The sequence below is a fragment of the Enterobacter cloacae complex sp. ECL72 genome, from assembly GCF_019056635.1.
Taxonomy (GTDB): Bacteria; Pseudomonadota; Gammaproteobacteria; order Enterobacterales; family Enterobacteriaceae; genus Enterobacter; species Enterobacter hormaechei_C.
In genome coordinates this window covers 606,391-621,469 of sequence record NZ_CP077659.1, presented here as the reverse complement: position 1 = coordinate 621,469, position 15,079 = coordinate 606,391, and the positions used below count along the sequence as shown (strand labels likewise).

Here is a 15,079-nt window from a genome sequence, read left to right as displayed (position 1 = left end):
ACGATTCAAATGTAGGCCGCGTAAGGCGAAGCCGCCACCCGGCAAAAAAACGCACTACTGCCAGCTCACCTCGCCTTTCGGCTCATACATGTTCACGTCAATCGGTGAATTTTGCTGGATAAACTGCTTCAACACTTCCGCATCAATAAACCCGGTATTTACATAGCCCGGTTTGTTATCGATATGCGGATAGCCGTCGCCGCCGGTGGCGTTAAAGCTTAACGTTGCCAGGCGGTAGGTTTTCGCCGGATCAACCGGTTCGCCTTTGATTTTGAGATCGTTAAGCTTGCCGTCCTTCGCGACGAAGCTGACGTTAGCAAACTGCGGATACGCCCCGGAATCCGGCTTCATCTGCGCCACGGCGGTCAGGTAGTCAATCACCTCCTTCCCGCTCATGTCCGCATAGACCACCACGTTGCCAAACGGCTGCACTTTGAGCACGTCTTTATAGGTGATGTCTCCGCCTTCAATGGAATCACGAATACCGCCGCCGCTCATCACGCCGAAATCAGCATTCGTGCGCGCCATCTGCGCGGCCAGCACCAGACGCCCCATGTTGGTCTGTACAAAGCGGACTTTGCTGCGGTCCCCTTCCAGTCGTCCGTTAAGCGTGCCAATCTTCACGTCCAGCTGCGCTTTCCCTTTGCTCTGGAACGGCGTCAGCAAAGAGAGCATCTGCTGGTTTTCAGCGATCTCTGGCGTGTAGAGTACCCGCTCGCTTTTGCCATCCGGGTAGGTCACTTTCTTCTTCAGGTTGACCGGGATGAGCTGATAGTGCACCAGCTTCATTTCACCGTTACGGAATTCGAAATCCGCGCGGCCAACGTATTTACCCCACTCGTGGGCCTGTACAATCCAGATTCCGTTCTGACGATCAGGCGCGCACGGCGTGCCGGGCACATAATCTGCCTGCTTTTTATTCTCAGAAGCCATGCAGACCGGATCCTGTGAGTGACCGCCCACAATCATCGCCAGCGAGCCCGCAGGAAGGCTGCGCGCCATCTCCACGTCGCCCGGCGCGTTAGAGCCGTGCTGACCGTTATCGTAATGCCCCATGTGGGTGGTCGCGATAATCACATCCGGTTTTTCATTCTGCTGCAACTCCTGGATCACCAGCTTCGCTTCGTCCGCCGGTTTACGAAATTCGATGTCGGTGAAAAATTCAGGGTTGCCAATTTTGGCCGTATCGTCGGTGGTTAAGCCGATGACCGCGATCTTCAGATCCTGACGCTTAAACAGCGCCCACGGTTTAAACAGGCGCTCGCCGGTGCTTTTCTGATAAATATTGGCGGAAAGGAACGGGAATTTGGACCACTTCTCCTGCTGGCGCAACACGCTCAGCGGATTATCAAACTCGTGGTTTCCGACCGCCATCGCGTCGTAACCAATTAAATTCATGCCGCGGAAATCAGGCTCGGCATCCTGTAAATCAGATTCCGGCACCCCGGTATTAATATCCCCGCCCGACAGCAGCAGGACGCTGCCGCCCTGGGCCGCGACCTCTTTACGAATGCCGTCCACCAGCGTTTTTTGCGCCGCCAGGCCATATTCACCGTATTCGCTGCGCCAGAAATGGCCGTGATGATCGTTAGTATGCAGAATGGTAATTTTATAGGTTTTATCTTTTTCATACGCCTGCGCGGGCTGGCTTGTCAGCCCCCATGCGGCGATGAGCGCCAGCGCGACGCCACGCTTCATTAACTTCATCTTCTCTCTCCCTGACCCATAGACAAACGCAAAAATTACAGTGACTCACAAGAATAGACAAATAAGTTTTCAGAATTGCGACTTTCTTCAAATGTCACGGACGGGTATGTTAGTCGGATAATAATTACTCCCTGCATCTCTAATAACAAATCGACGTGGTATTTATGGCAATCAGTGAATCAACCCAGCCCGTCCAGGGCGCTCCGGCGTCGCCGCCGAAATCGCGCACTTCCTTTAAAGTATTAGGCGCAATCAGTCTCTCTCATCTGCTCAACGACATGATCCAGTCGCTGATTCTGGCGATCTACCCGCTGTTGCAATCTGAGTTCTCATTAACCTTCGTGCAGATCGGGATGATCACCCTGACCTTCCAGCTGGCCTCTTCGCTGCTACAGCCGGTGGTGGGCTACTGGACGGACAAATACCCGATGCCATGGTCGCTGCCCATTGGGATGTGCTTTACCCTGAGCGGGCTGGTGCTGCTGGCCATGGCGGGCAGCTTTGAGGCGGTACTGGTTGCCGCGGCGCTGGTGGGAACCGGTTCATCGGTGTTCCATCCGGAATCGTCCCGCGTGGCACGTATGGCCTCCGGCGGACGTCACGGGCTGGCGCAGTCTCTGTTCCAGGTGGGGGGTAACTTTGGTAGCTCCCTCGGTCCTCTGCTGGCGGCGGTAATTATCGCGCCTTACGGCAAAGGCAACGTGGCGTGGTTTGTGCTGGCCGCGCTGCTGGCGATTGTCGTCCTGGCGCAAATCAGCCGCTGGTATGCCGCGCAGCATCGCGTACATAAGGGAAAACCTGCCGCGAAGATAACCAATCCCCTTCCGCGCAATAAGGTGATCCTTGCCGTCAGCGTGCTGCTGGTGCTGATTTTCTCGAAATATTTCTATATGGCGAGCATCAGCAGCTATTACACCTTCTATCTGATGCAAAAATTCGGATTATCAGTACAAAACGCCCAGTTCCACCTCTTTGCCTTCCTGTTTGCGGTGGCGGCAGGCACGGTGATAGGCGGCCCTGTAGGGGATAAAATTGGACGTAAATATGTGATTTGGGGCTCTATCCTCGGCGTCGCGCCGTTTACGCTTGTTTTACCGTACGCAACGCTGGAATGGACCGGAATATTGACGGTGATTATTGGTTTTATTCTCGCATCGGCATTTTCAGCCATCCTGGTCTACGCGCAGGAGCTGCTGCCGGGACGTATCGGTATGGTTTCCGGCCTCTTTTTCGGTTTTGCCTTTGGCATGGGCGGCCTTGGCGCAGCCGTGTTGGGGATGGTTGCAGACCACACCAGCATCTTCCTGGTCTATAAAATCTGCGCTTTCCTGCCACTTCTGGGGATGTTGACCATATTCCTGCCTGACAATCGTCATAAAGCGTGACTTCACGGCTGCCAAAGTTAAACTTTGGCAGCCGGATAACCTGATGCCATAAGGCTTTCCTCTCCCTCCCCTCAGCAAATTTATCAAAATCTGCCTTTTTTCATGCTTATTGCCTTTTTATTGTGATTTCAACAATTATTCATAAACATAAGCGTAAAAATTGTCATAAACTATTAATCGGCTTTTTGGTATTTGCACCAAAAATGGATCACCCATCGCGAAAGGAGACGGAATGCACCACGCCACACCGCTTATCACCACCATTGTTGGTGGACTTGTGCTCGCTTTTATTCTCGGCATGATTGCCAATAAACTGCGTATTTCGCCCCTTGTAGGCTATTTGCTGGCGGGCGTGCTGGCAGGGCCCTTTACGCCGGGTTTTGTCGCAGATACCAAACTGGCGCCTGAGCTGGCGGAATTGGGCGTGATCCTGCTGATGTTTGGCGTCGGACTGCATTTTTCCCTGAAGGATCTGATGGCGGTAAAGTCGATCGCCATACCGGGAGCGATCGCCCAGATAGGGGTGGCGACGCTGCTGGGCATGGCGCTTTCGGCGGTGCTGGGCTGGTCAATCATGACCGGTATCGTATTTGGGCTGTGTCTTTCAACCGCCAGTACCGTGGTGCTGCTGCGCGCGCTTGAAGAGAGACAGCTGATAGACAGCCAGCGCGGACAAATCGCGATAGGCTGGCTGATTGTTGAAGATCTGGTAATGGTGTTGACGCTGGTTCTGCTGCCTGCCGTTGCCGGGATGATGGAAAAAGAGAATATCGGCTTCGCCTCGCTGGCGCTGGATATGAGCATTACCATCGGTAAAGTCGTGGCGTTTATCGCCATCATGATGCTGGTGGGCCGCCGTCTGGTGCCGTGGATCATGTCCCGCAGCGCCGCCACGGGCTCGCGTGAACTGTTCACGCTTTCGGTCCTTGCGCTGGCGCTGGGCATTGCCTTTGGCGCCGTCGAGCTGTTTGACGTCTCCTTTGCGCTGGGCGCGTTCTTCGCCGGGATGGTGCTGAACGAGTCCGAGCTGAGCCACCGTGCCGCGCACGATACCCTGCCGCTACGTGATGCATTCGCGGTGCTGTTCTTTGTCTCCGTCGGGATGCTGTTCGACCCGCTGATCCTCATTCAGCAGCCGCTGGCCGTGCTGGGTACGCTGGCAATCATCATCTTTGGTAAGTCCGTTGCCGCCTTCTTCCTGGTACGGATGTTCGGTCACTCGCCGCGCACGGCGCTGACCATCGCCGCCAGCCTGGCGCAGATTGGCGAGTTCGCCTTTATTCTTGCTGGTCTGGGGATGGCCCTGAACCTGCTGCCACAGGCGGGGCAAAATCTGGTGCTGGCGGGGGCGATCCTCTCCATCATGCTAAACCCGGTATTGTTTGCCCTGCTGGAGAAATATCTCGAGAAGACCGAAACCCTCGAAGAGCAAACCCTGGAAGAAGCGATTGAGGAGGAGAAACAGATCCCCGTAGATATCTGCAACCACGCGCTGCTGGTCGGTTTTGGCCGCGTCGGCAGCCTGCTCGGTGAGAAGCTGATGGCCCAGGGGATCCCCCTGGTAGTGATTGAAACCTCCCGCACTCGCGTCGACGAGCTTCGCGAGCGCGGCATCCGCGCGGTGCTGGGCAACGCGGCTAACGAAGAGATTATGAATCTGGCGCATCTGGACTGCGCTCGCTGGCTGCTGCTCACTATCCCGAACGGTTACGAGGCTGGCGAGATTGTCGCCACAGCCCGTGAAAAATGCCCACATATCGAAATCATTGCCCGCGCCCATTATGATGACGAAGTGGAGTACATCACCGAGCGCGGCGCGAATCAGGTGGTGATGGGTGAGCGTGAGATTGCGAATACGATGCTGACAATGCTGACGAAACCGCCGGTTGAAGAGGCGGTGACGGGGTAAGTTTTGTGCGGCCTGATGCCCTCACCCTGGCCCTCTCCCACAGGGAGAGGGAACAAAAACTAAAAACGGCAACCACAGGTTGCCGTTTTGCTTTTACCTGTCCCAATACGCCTCTTCGAGGCTGTCTTCCCGTTCCGGCAGCCCCCGCGTTAAGCGCGGTGAATGCTGGTTCAGCACCTGATAACTCACGCGGTTCGCGTACTTGCAAACCTGCGCCAGCGAGGAGTAGGTCAGCCAGTTGAAGGTGTGCTTGCTGGAATTCGGCACATTGGTTTTGTGGTAGGCGTTGGCGGTGATGTCGTGCAGCAGCGCGGCCAGCGCGCCGTCGCCCGCGCCGTTGGTGTTCATGATCTTCTCGGGGCCACCCATATACGGTGCGATGTGGGAGAAGATACGCAGCGGGTTGATGCAGTCTTTATGACGCATGGCGCGGCTGAACTCGTACTGGTTAAATTCGGCGATTGCGCCCGGCAGCAGCGGGTGCTGGGTTTTCCGCTTGCTCTCTTCTTCCGTGAAGCCCGCCATATACAGCCCGACCGGCCCGGCGGTGCAGAGCACCAGATCTAGCCAGTCCAGCGCCTTATCAGACGCCAGCAGCGGATCGCTTTCGCCGGTCAGCGCTTCGGCTTCTTCTTCATTCATCGCCAGAATCGAGACGTGTTCTTTCAGGAAGGCCTGCCACCACTCCGGGTTGTCGGCAATGACGAATTTGGTGCCCAGCGTCAGAACCACAGGCACGTTGTATTTCTTCGCGTACTCAATTGCCTTCATGGTTGCGTCCGGCATTGGTTCGCCCGGCTTGCAGCGCACCAGATAGGAGGTCAGTACCAGCGCAGACGCGCCCGCGATCACCTCTTCCGGGATACTTTCAGCGCGCAGCTTATTCATATGGCCGGGGCTGATGGCAAAGGTACGCTCGCCGGAATCGCTTATCAGCGTAAAGCAGCGGCCAATCGGCCCGTCAACGCCCTGCAAATAGTTCAGATCGGTGCGGCTGGAGGTATTGCACAGGTAGCGGTAGGCATAGCCACCGATTTCGATATTGCTGCACATCACGCCAAGCAGCACCGAGCGGTCGTCTGCCAGTACGGAGTAGTTGTGCATGGTGTTGCCGATGGTGCCGCCGGCAAACTGGTGGGTGATAAGATTTTCGCGCACCAGCTCCTGATACAGCACTTCAGCAACGTCATCCTCAATCACCAGCGAGTGCCCGGCGCTCAGACCGTAACGTGCGACAAACGCATCATCCACTTTGGCTTCAATGTCCACCAGCGTCTGATCGATACCGACCACCCAGGCAGCGCTGGTTTCGCTTTCCTGCTGAATTTGCTGTAACAGCGGATCGCGGGCATCGACGGGGAAATAGTGTTTGGACTTACGTTTACCGGGAAATTTCATGGTCTGAACTGTGCAAAGAATACGGGCCGGGAATGGTAGCACAAACCCGGCCCGTAACGCGATCAGCGGCGGGTGGTGACCAGTGAGACCATCATGTCGATGTGTTCAGGGGAGTCGTTAAGCGCAGGAATGTATTCGTATTTCGTTCCGCCCGCCTCCATAAAGAACTCTTTGTTCTGGACGGCAATCTCTTCCAGCGTTTCCAGACAGTCCGCCGAGAAGCCCGGCGACATCACCTGAATGTGCTTCACGCCCTTCTCGCCCAGCATCTTAAGCGTTTCATCAGTATACGGGGTGAGCCACGGTTCACGGCCGAAGCGCGACTGGAAGGTCATCATCACCTTCTCAGGCGGCAGGCCGAGGGCGGAGACCAGCTCGCGGGTGGTATCGCGGCAACGCTGGGGGTAATCATCCCCTTCGTTCGCGAAACGCTGCGGAATACCGTGATAGGAGAGCAGCAGCAGATCCGGCTCGCCGTGTTTTTCAAACGACGCGCGCGCGCTGCTGGCAAGCGCCTGAATGTACAGCTCGTTATCGGCGTAGTCGCGGATAAAGGTGATACCCGGTATACGGCGGCGGGTCGCCAGAATGCGCGCCAGTTCGTCCCAGACGGCAGCTACCGTGGAGCACGAGTACTGCGGATAAAGGGCCAGCACCACAATGTGTTCAACGCCCTGCGCCAGCAGAGAGTCGACGGCGCTTTCCAGGGACGGCTTACCGTAGCTCATGCCGAGCGCAACGGGCATGTCCGGCAGGCGGGCGGCCAGCGCCTTCTCCTGACGACGGCTGTACACCATCAGCGGCGAGCCCTCTTCCATCCACACGGACTGATAGAGCTTTGCCACACGCGGGGAACGAATCGGCAGAATGACGCCACGCAGCAGTGGCCACCACAGCAGTCTTGGGGTATCCACGACGCGCGTGTCGCTTAAAAATTGTCGCAGGTAGCGTTTGACCGCCGCTGGAGTAGGTGCTTCTGGGGTGCCCAGATTGGCAAGCAGGATGCCGGTTTTCGCCTGACTCATTCACGCCTCTTAACCATTTGATAGGCTGTCAATTGTAGCGGAAATGCGTTTAAACGAAACCCATTGCTGTAATAGGTAAGATGAGAATTTTTCTCACCCGGGGCTCCGGGTGAGAGAGGTGCGCTTAGCCGAGGATTTTTTCCAGCTCTGCACGTACGTCAGCCACGGCTTTGGTGCCGTCCACTTTCGCGTATTTGGTGTTACCCGCCTGCGCTTCTTTGGTGTAGTAGCCGATCAGCGGTGCGGTCATCTGATGGTATTCCACCAGGCGTTTACGCACGGTTTCTTCCTGATCGTCTTTACGGGTGGTCAGCTCTTCGCCGGTCACGTCGTCTTTGCCTTCAACCTTAGGTGGGTTGAATTTGATGTGGTAAACGCGGCCAGAAGCAGCGTGTACGCGACGGCCAACGATACGGTCAACGATCAGCTCGTCTGGTACGTCGAACTCCAGCACGTAATCCACGTTGATGCCCGCTTCTTTCATGGCGTCAGCCTGAGGAATGGTGCGCGGGAAGCCGTCCAGCAGGAAACCGTTACGGCAGTCTTCCTGAGCAATGCGCTCTTTAACCAGCGCGATAACCAGTTCGTCGGTCACCAGTTTGCCTGCGTCCATGATGTCTTTCGCTTGTTTACCCAGCTCGGAGCCAGATTTAACAGCGGCGCGCAGCATGTCACCGGTGGAGATTTGCGGAATACCGTATTTCTCCATGATGAACTGAGCCTGAGTTCCTTTACCCGCGCCCGGAGCGCCAAGCAGAATAATACGCATTGCGAAAATCCCCTCAAAAGTCGATTCAATTTTTCAAAAAGCGCTAAACAATACCACCAGAACGGGTATGGCTCAAGGAAGGCGGGAAGGCTGAAACGGTTAACGGGGGGGGAGATAATTTGGGAGAGTGCGGTCTGGTGCACTCACCCTAACCCTCTCCCACAGGGAGAGGGAACTCTTTCACCCTCTCCCTGTGGGAGAGGGCCGGGGTGAGGGAAGATTACGCCAGCAGCAGCGCATTCACACGTTTAATGAACAGGTTAGGATCTTCCAGCGTACCGCGCTCGGCCAGCAGGGACTGATCCAGCAGCAGTTCAACCCACTCCGCAAAGCGGGCGTCGTCCTGGGTATCCGCCGCGCGTTTCACCAGCGGGTGATCCGGATTAAGCTCAAAGATATATTTCACATCCGGCACGGCCCTGGCCCGCCGCAGCGAACAGTTTCGCCATCTGGGTGCTCATTTCGTCCGCATCGGTGGTGACAATGGCTGGCGTATCGGTCAGACGGTGCGTGAAGCGCACCTCTTTCACGCGGTCGCCCAGCAGCGTTTTAACGCGCTCAACGAACGGCTCCAGCGCCTTCTCGGCTTCTTTCGCGCTGTCGTCCACTTCATCCGCCAGCTTATCGATAGACTCGTCGGCTTTGGCAACGGACTGGAAGGATTTACCGTCGAACTCGGTCAGGTAGTTCATCATCCACTCGTCGATGCGGTCAGACAGCAGCAGCACTTCGATGCCTTTCTTACGCAGTAGTTCCAGATGCGGGCTGCTCTTCGCTGCCGCATAGCTGTCGGCGGTGATGTAGTAGATCTTCTCCTGCCCTTCTTTCATGCGGGAGACGTACTCTTCCAGCGACACGGTCTGGGCGGAGGAGTCGTTGTGCGTAGAGGCGAAGCGCAGCAGTTTAGCGATAGCTTCCACGTTCGCAGTATCTTCCGCCGGACCTTCTTTCAGCACCAGGCCAAACTGTTTCCAGAAGGTCTGGTATTTTTCCGCATCGTCCTTCGCCAGTTTTTCCAGCATCTGCAACGCACGTTTGGTCAGGGCGTTGCGCAGGTTACGGGTGACGGTGCTGTCCTGAAGAATTTCACGGGAGACGTTCAGCGGCAGATCGTTGGAGTCTATCAGGCCACGCACAAAGCGCAGGTAGTTCGGCATGAACTGCTCGGCGTCGTCCATGATGAAGACGCGCTGCACGTACAGCTTCAGGCCGTGCTTGTGATCGCGGTTCCACATGTCCCACGGCGCCTGCGCCGGAATGTACAGCAGGCTGGTGTACTCCTGTTTCCCTTCCACACGGTTGTGGCTCCAGGTCAGCGGATCGGTGAAGTCGTGGGCGATGTGCTTGTAAAACTCGTTGTACTCGTCGTCTTTAATTTCAGCTTTATTACGCGTCCACAGCGCCTGCGCCTTGTTGATTTTCTCCCAGGAAACCACGGTTTCGCCGTCTTTCTCTTCCTGTTTTTCAATCTCTACCGGCAGCGCGATATGGTCGGAATATTTGCTGATAATGGAGCGTACGCGCCAGTCGTTCAGGAAATCGTCTTCGCCTTCACGCAGGTGCAGGGTGATTTCGGTGCCGCGATCCGCTTTGGTGATGTCATCAACGGTGTATTCACCTTCACCTTTAGACTCCCACAGCACGCCGTTCTCGACGCTGTCGCCCGCGGCGCGGGTGCGCACGGTGACTTTGTCCGCCACGATGAACGCCGAGTAGAAGCCTACGCCGAACTGACCGATCAGCTGGCTGTCTTTCGCCTGGTCAGAGCCCATGGACTCAAGGAACGCTTTGGTGCCGGATTTGGCGATGGTTCCGAGGTGGTCAATCACCTCGTCGCGGTTCATCCCGATGCCGTTATCGGCGATGGTCAGGGTGCGGTTCTCTTTATTAAACGAGACGCGCACGCGCAGCTCGCCGTCGCCTTCATACAGATCCGGGTTAGACAGCGCGCGGAAGCGCAGCTTGTCCGCCGCATCAGAGGCGTTGGAAATCAGCTCACGCAGGAAGATTTCTTTGTTGGAATACAGGGAATGGATCATCAGGTGCAGAAGCTGTTTTACTTCTGACTGGAAACCACGGGTTTCTTGTCCTTTCATCTAAGTCGACCTCAACAATGCCATTTAATGGGGTTGTAAAACGTTGAGTGAGAGATGGGGATAAGGGGAGGAATTTTCAAGCGGAGGCCGCGCGCGCAGCCTCCGTTTGGTCAGAAAATAATCTTGTGACGTCCGGCCAGCGAGTGTGACAGCGTGGTGCCGTCGACCATCTCCAGCTCACCGCCGACCGGCACGCCGTGGGCGATGCGGCTGGCGTCAACGCCGTACTGCGCGCACAGTTCGGCGATGTAGTTGGCGGTTGCCTCCCCTTCCACCGTCGGGTTGGTGGCGAGGATCACCTCTTTGATGGTTTCCGACTCCAGGCGCTGCTCCAGGCGATCGAGACCGATATCGTCCGGGCCGATGCCATCCAGCGGGGAGAGATGCCCCATCAGCACGAAATAGCGGCCGGAAAACTGCCCGGTTTGTTCGATGGCGTAGATGTCCGCCGGACTCTCCACCACGCAAATCTGACCGTTTTCCTGACGACGCGGGTTCGTGCAGATGTTACATACGTCCTGCTCGGTAAAGGTCCGGCAATCCGCACAGTGGCCAATTTCTGACATGGCGCGGGTCAGAGCCTGCGCCAGGCGCATCCCGCCGCTGCGGTCGCGCTGCAATAGCGTAAACGCCATACGCTGCGCCGACTTCGGGCCAACGCCCGGCAGGCAGCGCAGTGCTTCCATTAACTGCGTGAGCAGCGGACTGGTTTGCATCAGAATGGCATCTTAAAGCCCGGCGGCAGTTGCATACCGCTGGAAACAGAGGCCATTTTCTCTTTCTGGGTTTCGTCGATACGGCGAGCGGCATCGTTAAACGCGGCTGCAACCAGATCTTCCAGCATCTCTTTGTCGTCTTCGAGCAGGCTCGGGTCGATTTCAACGCGACGGCAGTTATGCGCACCGTTGATAGTCACCTTGACCAGACCGGCACCGGATTCACCCGTGACTTCCAGCTGAGCGATCTCTTCCTGCATCTTCTGCATTTTTTCCTGCATCTGCTGAGCCTGCTTCATCAGGCCACCCAGACCGCCTTTTCCACCAAACATAGGCTTCTCTCTTCTTTCACGTTAAGGATTACAACCGTAAGTCAGACTCACGATCAAATGGGGCGAATACTCTCTTCATCCAGATCGGCGTCGAAGAACCGACGCAGGGTCTGGATGTTGTTATCCGCAATTATCGCCTCGCGCGCCTGCGCGAGCTTCTCTTCATAAATGGCCTGACGCCACTCGAGCGGCGTTTTCACCGCCGGATTATCATCTTCAATGATAGTCAATTCAACCGGTACACCCTGTAATGCGGTAAGCGCCTCGGCCAGCGCCTTTTGCGCGCCAGGGGAGTTGAGGTGCCGCTGGCAAGGGCGCAGGTGCAGACGCACCTGATTACCGTCCTGCTCTTTCCAGGCGTTCAGCGCGACCTGCTCCACCAGCTTCGGCAGTTGCAGTTTGCTGACCTCGGCGGCCCAGGCATCGCGCTCGATGGACTCTTCCGCGAGCTTCGCGGATAGCTCCGGCGTTTTTTTCATGCTCCAGCGCCTTTTTCAGCGCTTTTGGCGTGGCGACCACTTCCTTGACCGTTTCAACAACGGTGGTCGCCTTCCAGCGGTATGCCTCTTCTTTCGCCGGGGCTTTTTGCTCGAGCGCGGACGGTGCCGGACGCGACTGCACGCGCTCCGTTACCGAGGCCAGTCGTTCAAGCGCGGCGTTGTTCACCGGCCGCGCTCTTGCAGGCGCTGCCGGTTCACTCTTTTTTGGTTTGGTTGCTCCCCTGCGCACGTTGCAACTGGCTTCGTGCGGCAAGCACCGAACTGGTGGCATCCGACAGCGGCACGTTTTGCGGCGGCGGCGATGCCGGTTGCGGTGGCACCTGCTGCGGTGACATTACCGCGGTCGGCGCAACCGGCGCAAAGGACTGCCGGGGCGTTTCCGGCTCCGGCAATGGCTTGCGCGGATGGAAGGCCAGCGCGCGCAGCAGCGTCATTTCAACGCCCATCCGGCGATCCGGTGCAAACGGCAGCTCTTTGCGGCCAATCAGCAGCGTCTGATAATAAAGCTGAACGTCAGCCGGCGGCACGGTGCGCGCAAGTTCACGCATCCGCTGTTCAATGGTCGCCATGTCCGCGCCAATGGCCGACGGAGACAGTTGCAGCATCGCCACGCGGTGCAGCAGGCTGAGCATCTCGACAAGCAGCGCTTCCCACTCAATGCCACGGGCAGCGGCGTCGTTGACGAGCGCCATCACTCGCTCACCGTTGGCGGCAATCATCGCTTCAATAAGCGACAGCGCCTGATCGTCATCCAGCGTGCCGAGCATGGTACTGACCGCGTCGGTGGAGAGTTTACCGTCACCGCTGGCAATCGCCTGGTCGGTCAGGCTCAGCGCATCGCGCAGGCTGCCGTCCGCGGCACGGGCCAGCAGTTGCAGCGCACGCGGCTCGTGGACAATGTTCTCTTCATCGAGGATATGCTCAAGCTGAGCGCGGATCTGCTCAACGTCGAGCGCCTTCAGGTGGAATTGCAGGCAGCGCGAGAGGATCGTGACCGGCAGCTTTTGCGGATCGGTGGTCGCCAGCAGGAATTTGACATGCGCAGGCGGCTCTTCCAGCGTTTTCAGCAGGGCGTTGAAGCTGTGGCGCGACAGCATGTGCACTTCATCGATCAGATAGACCTTGAAGCGGCCGCGCGCCGGGGCGTACTGCACGTTGTCGAGCAGATCGCGGGTATCTTCCACTTTGGTGCGCGAGGCGGCGTCGATCTCAATCAGATCGACAAAACGCCCCTGCTCGATCTCACGACAGTTGTCGCACACGCCGCACGGGGTGGCGGTGATCCCGGTTTCGCAGTTCAGACCTTTTGCCAGCAGACGGGCAATAGAGGTTTTACCGACGCCGCGGGTGCCGGAGAAAAGATAGGCGTGATGGATGCGACCTAGCGACAAGCCGTTCGCCAGGGCCGTCAGCACATGTTCCTGACCGACAACGTCAGCAAAGGTTTGTGGTCGCCATTTACGGGCTAACACCTGATAACTCATGGGCAGGCTCTGCAACGCTGGAAGGTGAATTAATGGAGGGGAATGCTATCACAACCTCACCCATTGAGCGAGGTTGTGAGATACGGGATTAATGTCCCGGGAATGGCACCAGGCTGTAGCTGGTAATACCCTGTTTTTCCAGGCGCTGCTCGCCGCCGAGATCGAACAGGTTGATGATGAATGCCGCGTCGGTCACTTCCCCGCCCAGACGACGGATCAGCTTCACGGTCGCTTCGATGGTGCCGCCGGTTGCCAGCAGATCGTCCACCACCAGCACTTTGTCGCCTGGCTTGATGGCATCAACGTGAATTTCCAGCTGATCGGTGCCGTATTCCAGCTCATAGCTCTCAGCAATGGTTTCACGCGGCAGTTTGCGCGGCTTACGCACCGGCACAAAACCCACGCCCATCGCCAGCGCAACCGGTGCGCCAAACAGGAAGCCACGGGCTTCAGTACCTACTACTTTGGTGATCCCGGCGTTTTTATAACGCTCAACCAGCAGTTCAATGCTGAGGGCGTACGCTTTCGGGTCTTCCAGCAAGCTGGTGACATCGCGGAAAAGAATGCCAGGTTTTGGATAGTCCTGGATACTTTTGATGCTATTTTTCAGATATTCAAGCTGCTGTGCAGTTGCGGTCATCGGTTTGTGCCTAAATGAAACAGTGTTACTCACGGCGCGCGACGAGTCGGTCAAAGTAACAGTTGTTTAACCTTTGACCAGGCGCACCTGTGCTCGAAAACGGTCGAATTTACTGGCTGTGCGCCATAATTGCAACCGCCATGATGAGGCTTCAGTGCTTTTGTTGCTTTTCATCAACCACGGGGATCCGCCACATAAAGATCAGCAGGCAAACCAGGATCGCCAGCAGCAGAATGCGCACCCACATCATTTTCACCAGCCATAACGAGACGGCGAAGGTGATAAGGATGAAGGCAATGGCGCGCGGCTTAGCCCCGGGCGGCATGGCCCGGTGTTTTTGCCAGTGCCGCAGGTAGCCGCCAAACCACGAGCGGTACAGAAGCCAGTGGTGAAAACGCGGCGACGAGCGGGCGAAGCACCAGGCGGCCAACAGGATAAACGGGGTGGTCGGCAGCAAGGGTAAAACCACACCCAGCGTGCCCAGCACTACCGCGAGCCAGCCAATGATGATTAAAATAGTACGCTGCATAATGCGAATCGTTATCAAACTGAACGGCTACTTTACCACTGGAGAGCGCCTTGAAAACAGCACTGCTTCTTGAGAGGCTGCAAAATCAGCTGATCGCGCTGCGGGCGCAGGCCACGCCGTTGATGGGCCACGCCACGCTGAAACCGCGCTTTGACCGACAGCTCTTCCGCACCCGCAGCACCGTCATTGAGGATTATCTTGCTGAAGCGCAGACCAATCTCGACGAGCTTCGTCACGCGGTTGAGAGTGAACAGCAGGAACAGGTCGCGTGGCTTGCGGAGCATCTTACCGAGCAGATCACCGCCCTGCACCGGGAAATCGCCGCCTGGCCGTTACGGGCGTGGGACAGCGCCTCGCCGGGACTCGGAAAATGGCAGCGCAAGCGGCTGGAGAACCAGGAGTTTGAGCGCCGTCTGTTTGAGATGAAGCGCGAGCGCGAAGCCCGCCTGAACACCAGCGAAACGCTGGAAGAGCAGCAGTTATTAATGCGTGAAATCAGCGCGCTGGAAGGCCGCATCGTCCGCTGCCGTCAGGCGCTGGATGAGATTGAACGCGTCATCGAACGCCTGACCCGTTAACAGGAGCCACT

At 57.1% G+C, this 15,079-nt stretch carries 11 protein-coding genes, 2 pseudogenes and 1 other annotated feature; of the genes and pseudogenes, 3 read left to right on the top strand and 10 right to left on the bottom strand.

The window, feature by feature from the left end; translation table 11 throughout:
• Nucleotides 1-54: 54 nt before the first annotated feature.
• The gene (gene ushA / locus KTH07_RS02915) at nucleotides 55-1,707 is read right to left on the bottom strand and encodes a bifunctional UDP-sugar hydrolase/5'-nucleotidase UshA (protein WP_023303207.1); all 1,653 of its coding nucleotides are present in this window, start codon (nucleotides 1,705-1,707) and stop codon (nucleotides 55-57) included.
• Nucleotides 1,708-1,871: 164 nt separating this feature from the next.
• Between ushA and KTH07_RS02910 the strand changes: the two genes are divergently transcribed.
• Nucleotides 1,872-3,092, top strand: coding sequence for an MFS transporter (locus KTH07_RS02910; RefSeq protein ID WP_063161965.1), 1,221 nt, complete (start codon nucleotides 1,872-1,874; stop codon nucleotides 3,090-3,092).
• 232 nt (nucleotides 3,093-3,324) lie between these two features.
• Nucleotides 3,325-5,001, top strand: a complete 1,677-nt coding sequence (gene ybaL, locus KTH07_RS02905) for a YbaL family putative K(+) efflux transporter (RefSeq protein ID WP_017383218.1) — start codon at nucleotides 3,325-3,327, stop codon at nucleotides 4,999-5,001.
• Nucleotides 5,002-5,094: 93 nt separating this feature from the next.
• On the opposite strand, the gene KTH07_RS02900 is transcribed toward ybaL, so the two are convergent.
• From KTH07_RS02900 to KTH07_RS02860, 9 genes and pseudogenes are all read right to left on the bottom strand, one after another.
• A complete protein-coding gene (locus tag KTH07_RS02900; protein ID WP_063161966.1) occupies nucleotides 5,095-6,399 on the bottom strand; it encodes an inosine/guanosine kinase in 1,305 nt (434 codons plus the stop codon).
• 62 nt (nucleotides 6,400-6,461) lie between these two features.
• A complete protein-coding gene (gene hemH, locus KTH07_RS02895) occupies nucleotides 6,462-7,424 on the bottom strand; it encodes a ferrochelatase (protein WP_017383216.1) in 963 nt (320 codons plus the stop codon).
• A gap of 124 nt (nucleotides 7,425-7,548) precedes the next feature.
• Nucleotides 7,549-8,193, bottom strand: a complete 645-nt coding sequence (gene adk / locus KTH07_RS02890) for an adenylate kinase (RefSeq protein ID WP_006809841.1) — start codon at nucleotides 8,191-8,193, stop codon at nucleotides 7,549-7,551.
• Nucleotides 8,194-8,413: 220 nt separating this feature from the next.
• A pseudogene (gene htpG / locus KTH07_RS02885) lies at nucleotides 8,414-10,289 on the bottom strand (molecular chaperone HtpG).
• Between the two features lie 110 nt (nucleotides 10,290-10,399).
• The gene (recR, locus tag KTH07_RS02880; protein WP_006809843.1) at nucleotides 10,400-11,005 is read right to left on the bottom strand and encodes a recombination mediator RecR; all 606 of its coding nucleotides are present in this window, start codon (nucleotides 11,003-11,005) and stop codon (nucleotides 10,400-10,402) included.
• Nucleotides 11,005-11,337 carry a YbaB/EbfC family nucleoid-associated protein gene (locus tag KTH07_RS02875; RefSeq protein WP_003858972.1) on the bottom strand — a complete coding sequence of 111 codons (333 nt, stop codon included), beginning with the start codon at nucleotides 11,335-11,337 and terminating at the stop codon, nucleotides 11,005-11,007. Before KTH07_RS02875 ends, recR begins: the two co-directional genes overlap by 1 nt.
• A gap of 53 nt (nucleotides 11,338-11,390) precedes the next feature.
• Nucleotides 11,391-13,321 (bottom strand): annotated as a pseudogene (gene dnaX, locus KTH07_RS02870) (DNA polymerase III subunit gamma/tau).
• Nucleotides 11,998-12,063, bottom strand: a sequence feature (DnaX frameshifting element). (Overlaps the previous pseudogene by 66 nt.)
• 88 nt (nucleotides 13,322-13,409) lie before the next feature.
• Nucleotides 13,410-13,961 (bottom strand): adenine phosphoribosyltransferase, encoded by a 552-nt coding sequence (gene apt / locus KTH07_RS02865; RefSeq protein WP_000127359.1) that lies wholly within the window; start codon nucleotides 13,959-13,961, stop codon nucleotides 13,410-13,412.
• Nucleotides 13,962-14,112: 151 nt separating this feature from the next.
• Nucleotides 14,113-14,490, bottom strand: a complete 378-nt coding sequence (locus tag KTH07_RS02860) for a DUF454 family protein (protein ID WP_015571246.1) — start codon at nucleotides 14,488-14,490, stop codon at nucleotides 14,113-14,115.
• Between the two features lie 50 nt (nucleotides 14,491-14,540).
• Between KTH07_RS02860 and priC the strand changes: the two genes are divergently transcribed.
• Entirely contained in the window at nucleotides 14,541-15,068 is a 528-nt protein-coding gene (gene priC / locus KTH07_RS02855; protein ID WP_017383213.1) for a primosomal replication protein N'', read from the top strand.
• Nucleotides 15,069-15,079 lie beyond the last annotated feature (11 nt).

What these genes read in the sequence shown, in the direction of transcription:
- ushA (WP_023303207.1), bottom strand. Translation starts at nt 1,707, where the DNA reads ATGAAGTTAATGAAGCGTGGCGTCGCGCTGGCGCTCATCGCCGCATGG.
- KTH07_RS02910 (WP_063161965.1), top strand. Translation starts at nt 1,872, where the DNA reads ATGGCAATCAGTGAATCAACCCAGCCCGTCCAGGGCGCTCCGGCGTCG.
- ybaL (WP_017383218.1), top strand. Translation starts at nt 3,325, where the DNA reads ATGCACCACGCCACACCGCTTATCACCACCATTGTTGGTGGACTTGTG.
- KTH07_RS02900 (WP_063161966.1), bottom strand. Translation starts at nt 6,399, where the DNA reads ATGAAATTTCCCGGTAAACGTAAGTCCAAACACTATTTCCCCGTCGAT.
- hemH (WP_017383216.1), bottom strand. Translation starts at nt 7,424, where the DNA reads ATGAGTCAGGCGAAAACCGGCATCCTGCTTGCCAATCTGGGCACCCCA.
- adk (WP_006809841.1), bottom strand. Translation starts at nt 8,193, where the DNA reads ATGCGTATTATTCTGCTTGGCGCTCCGGGCGCGGGTAAAGGAACTCAG.
- recR (WP_006809843.1), bottom strand. Translation starts at nt 11,005, where the DNA reads ATGCAAACCAGTCCGCTGCTCACGCAGTTAATGGAAGCACTGCGCTGC.
- KTH07_RS02875 (WP_003858972.1), bottom strand. Translation starts at nt 11,337, where the DNA reads ATGTTTGGTGGAAAAGGCGGTCTGGGTGGCCTGATGAAGCAGGCTCAG.
- apt (WP_000127359.1), bottom strand. Translation starts at nt 13,961, where the DNA reads ATGACCGCAACTGCACAGCAGCTTGAATATCTGAAAAATAGCATCAAA.
- KTH07_RS02860 (WP_015571246.1), bottom strand. Translation starts at nt 14,490, where the DNA reads ATGCAGCGTACTATTTTAATCATCATTGGCTGGCTCGCGGTAGTGCTG.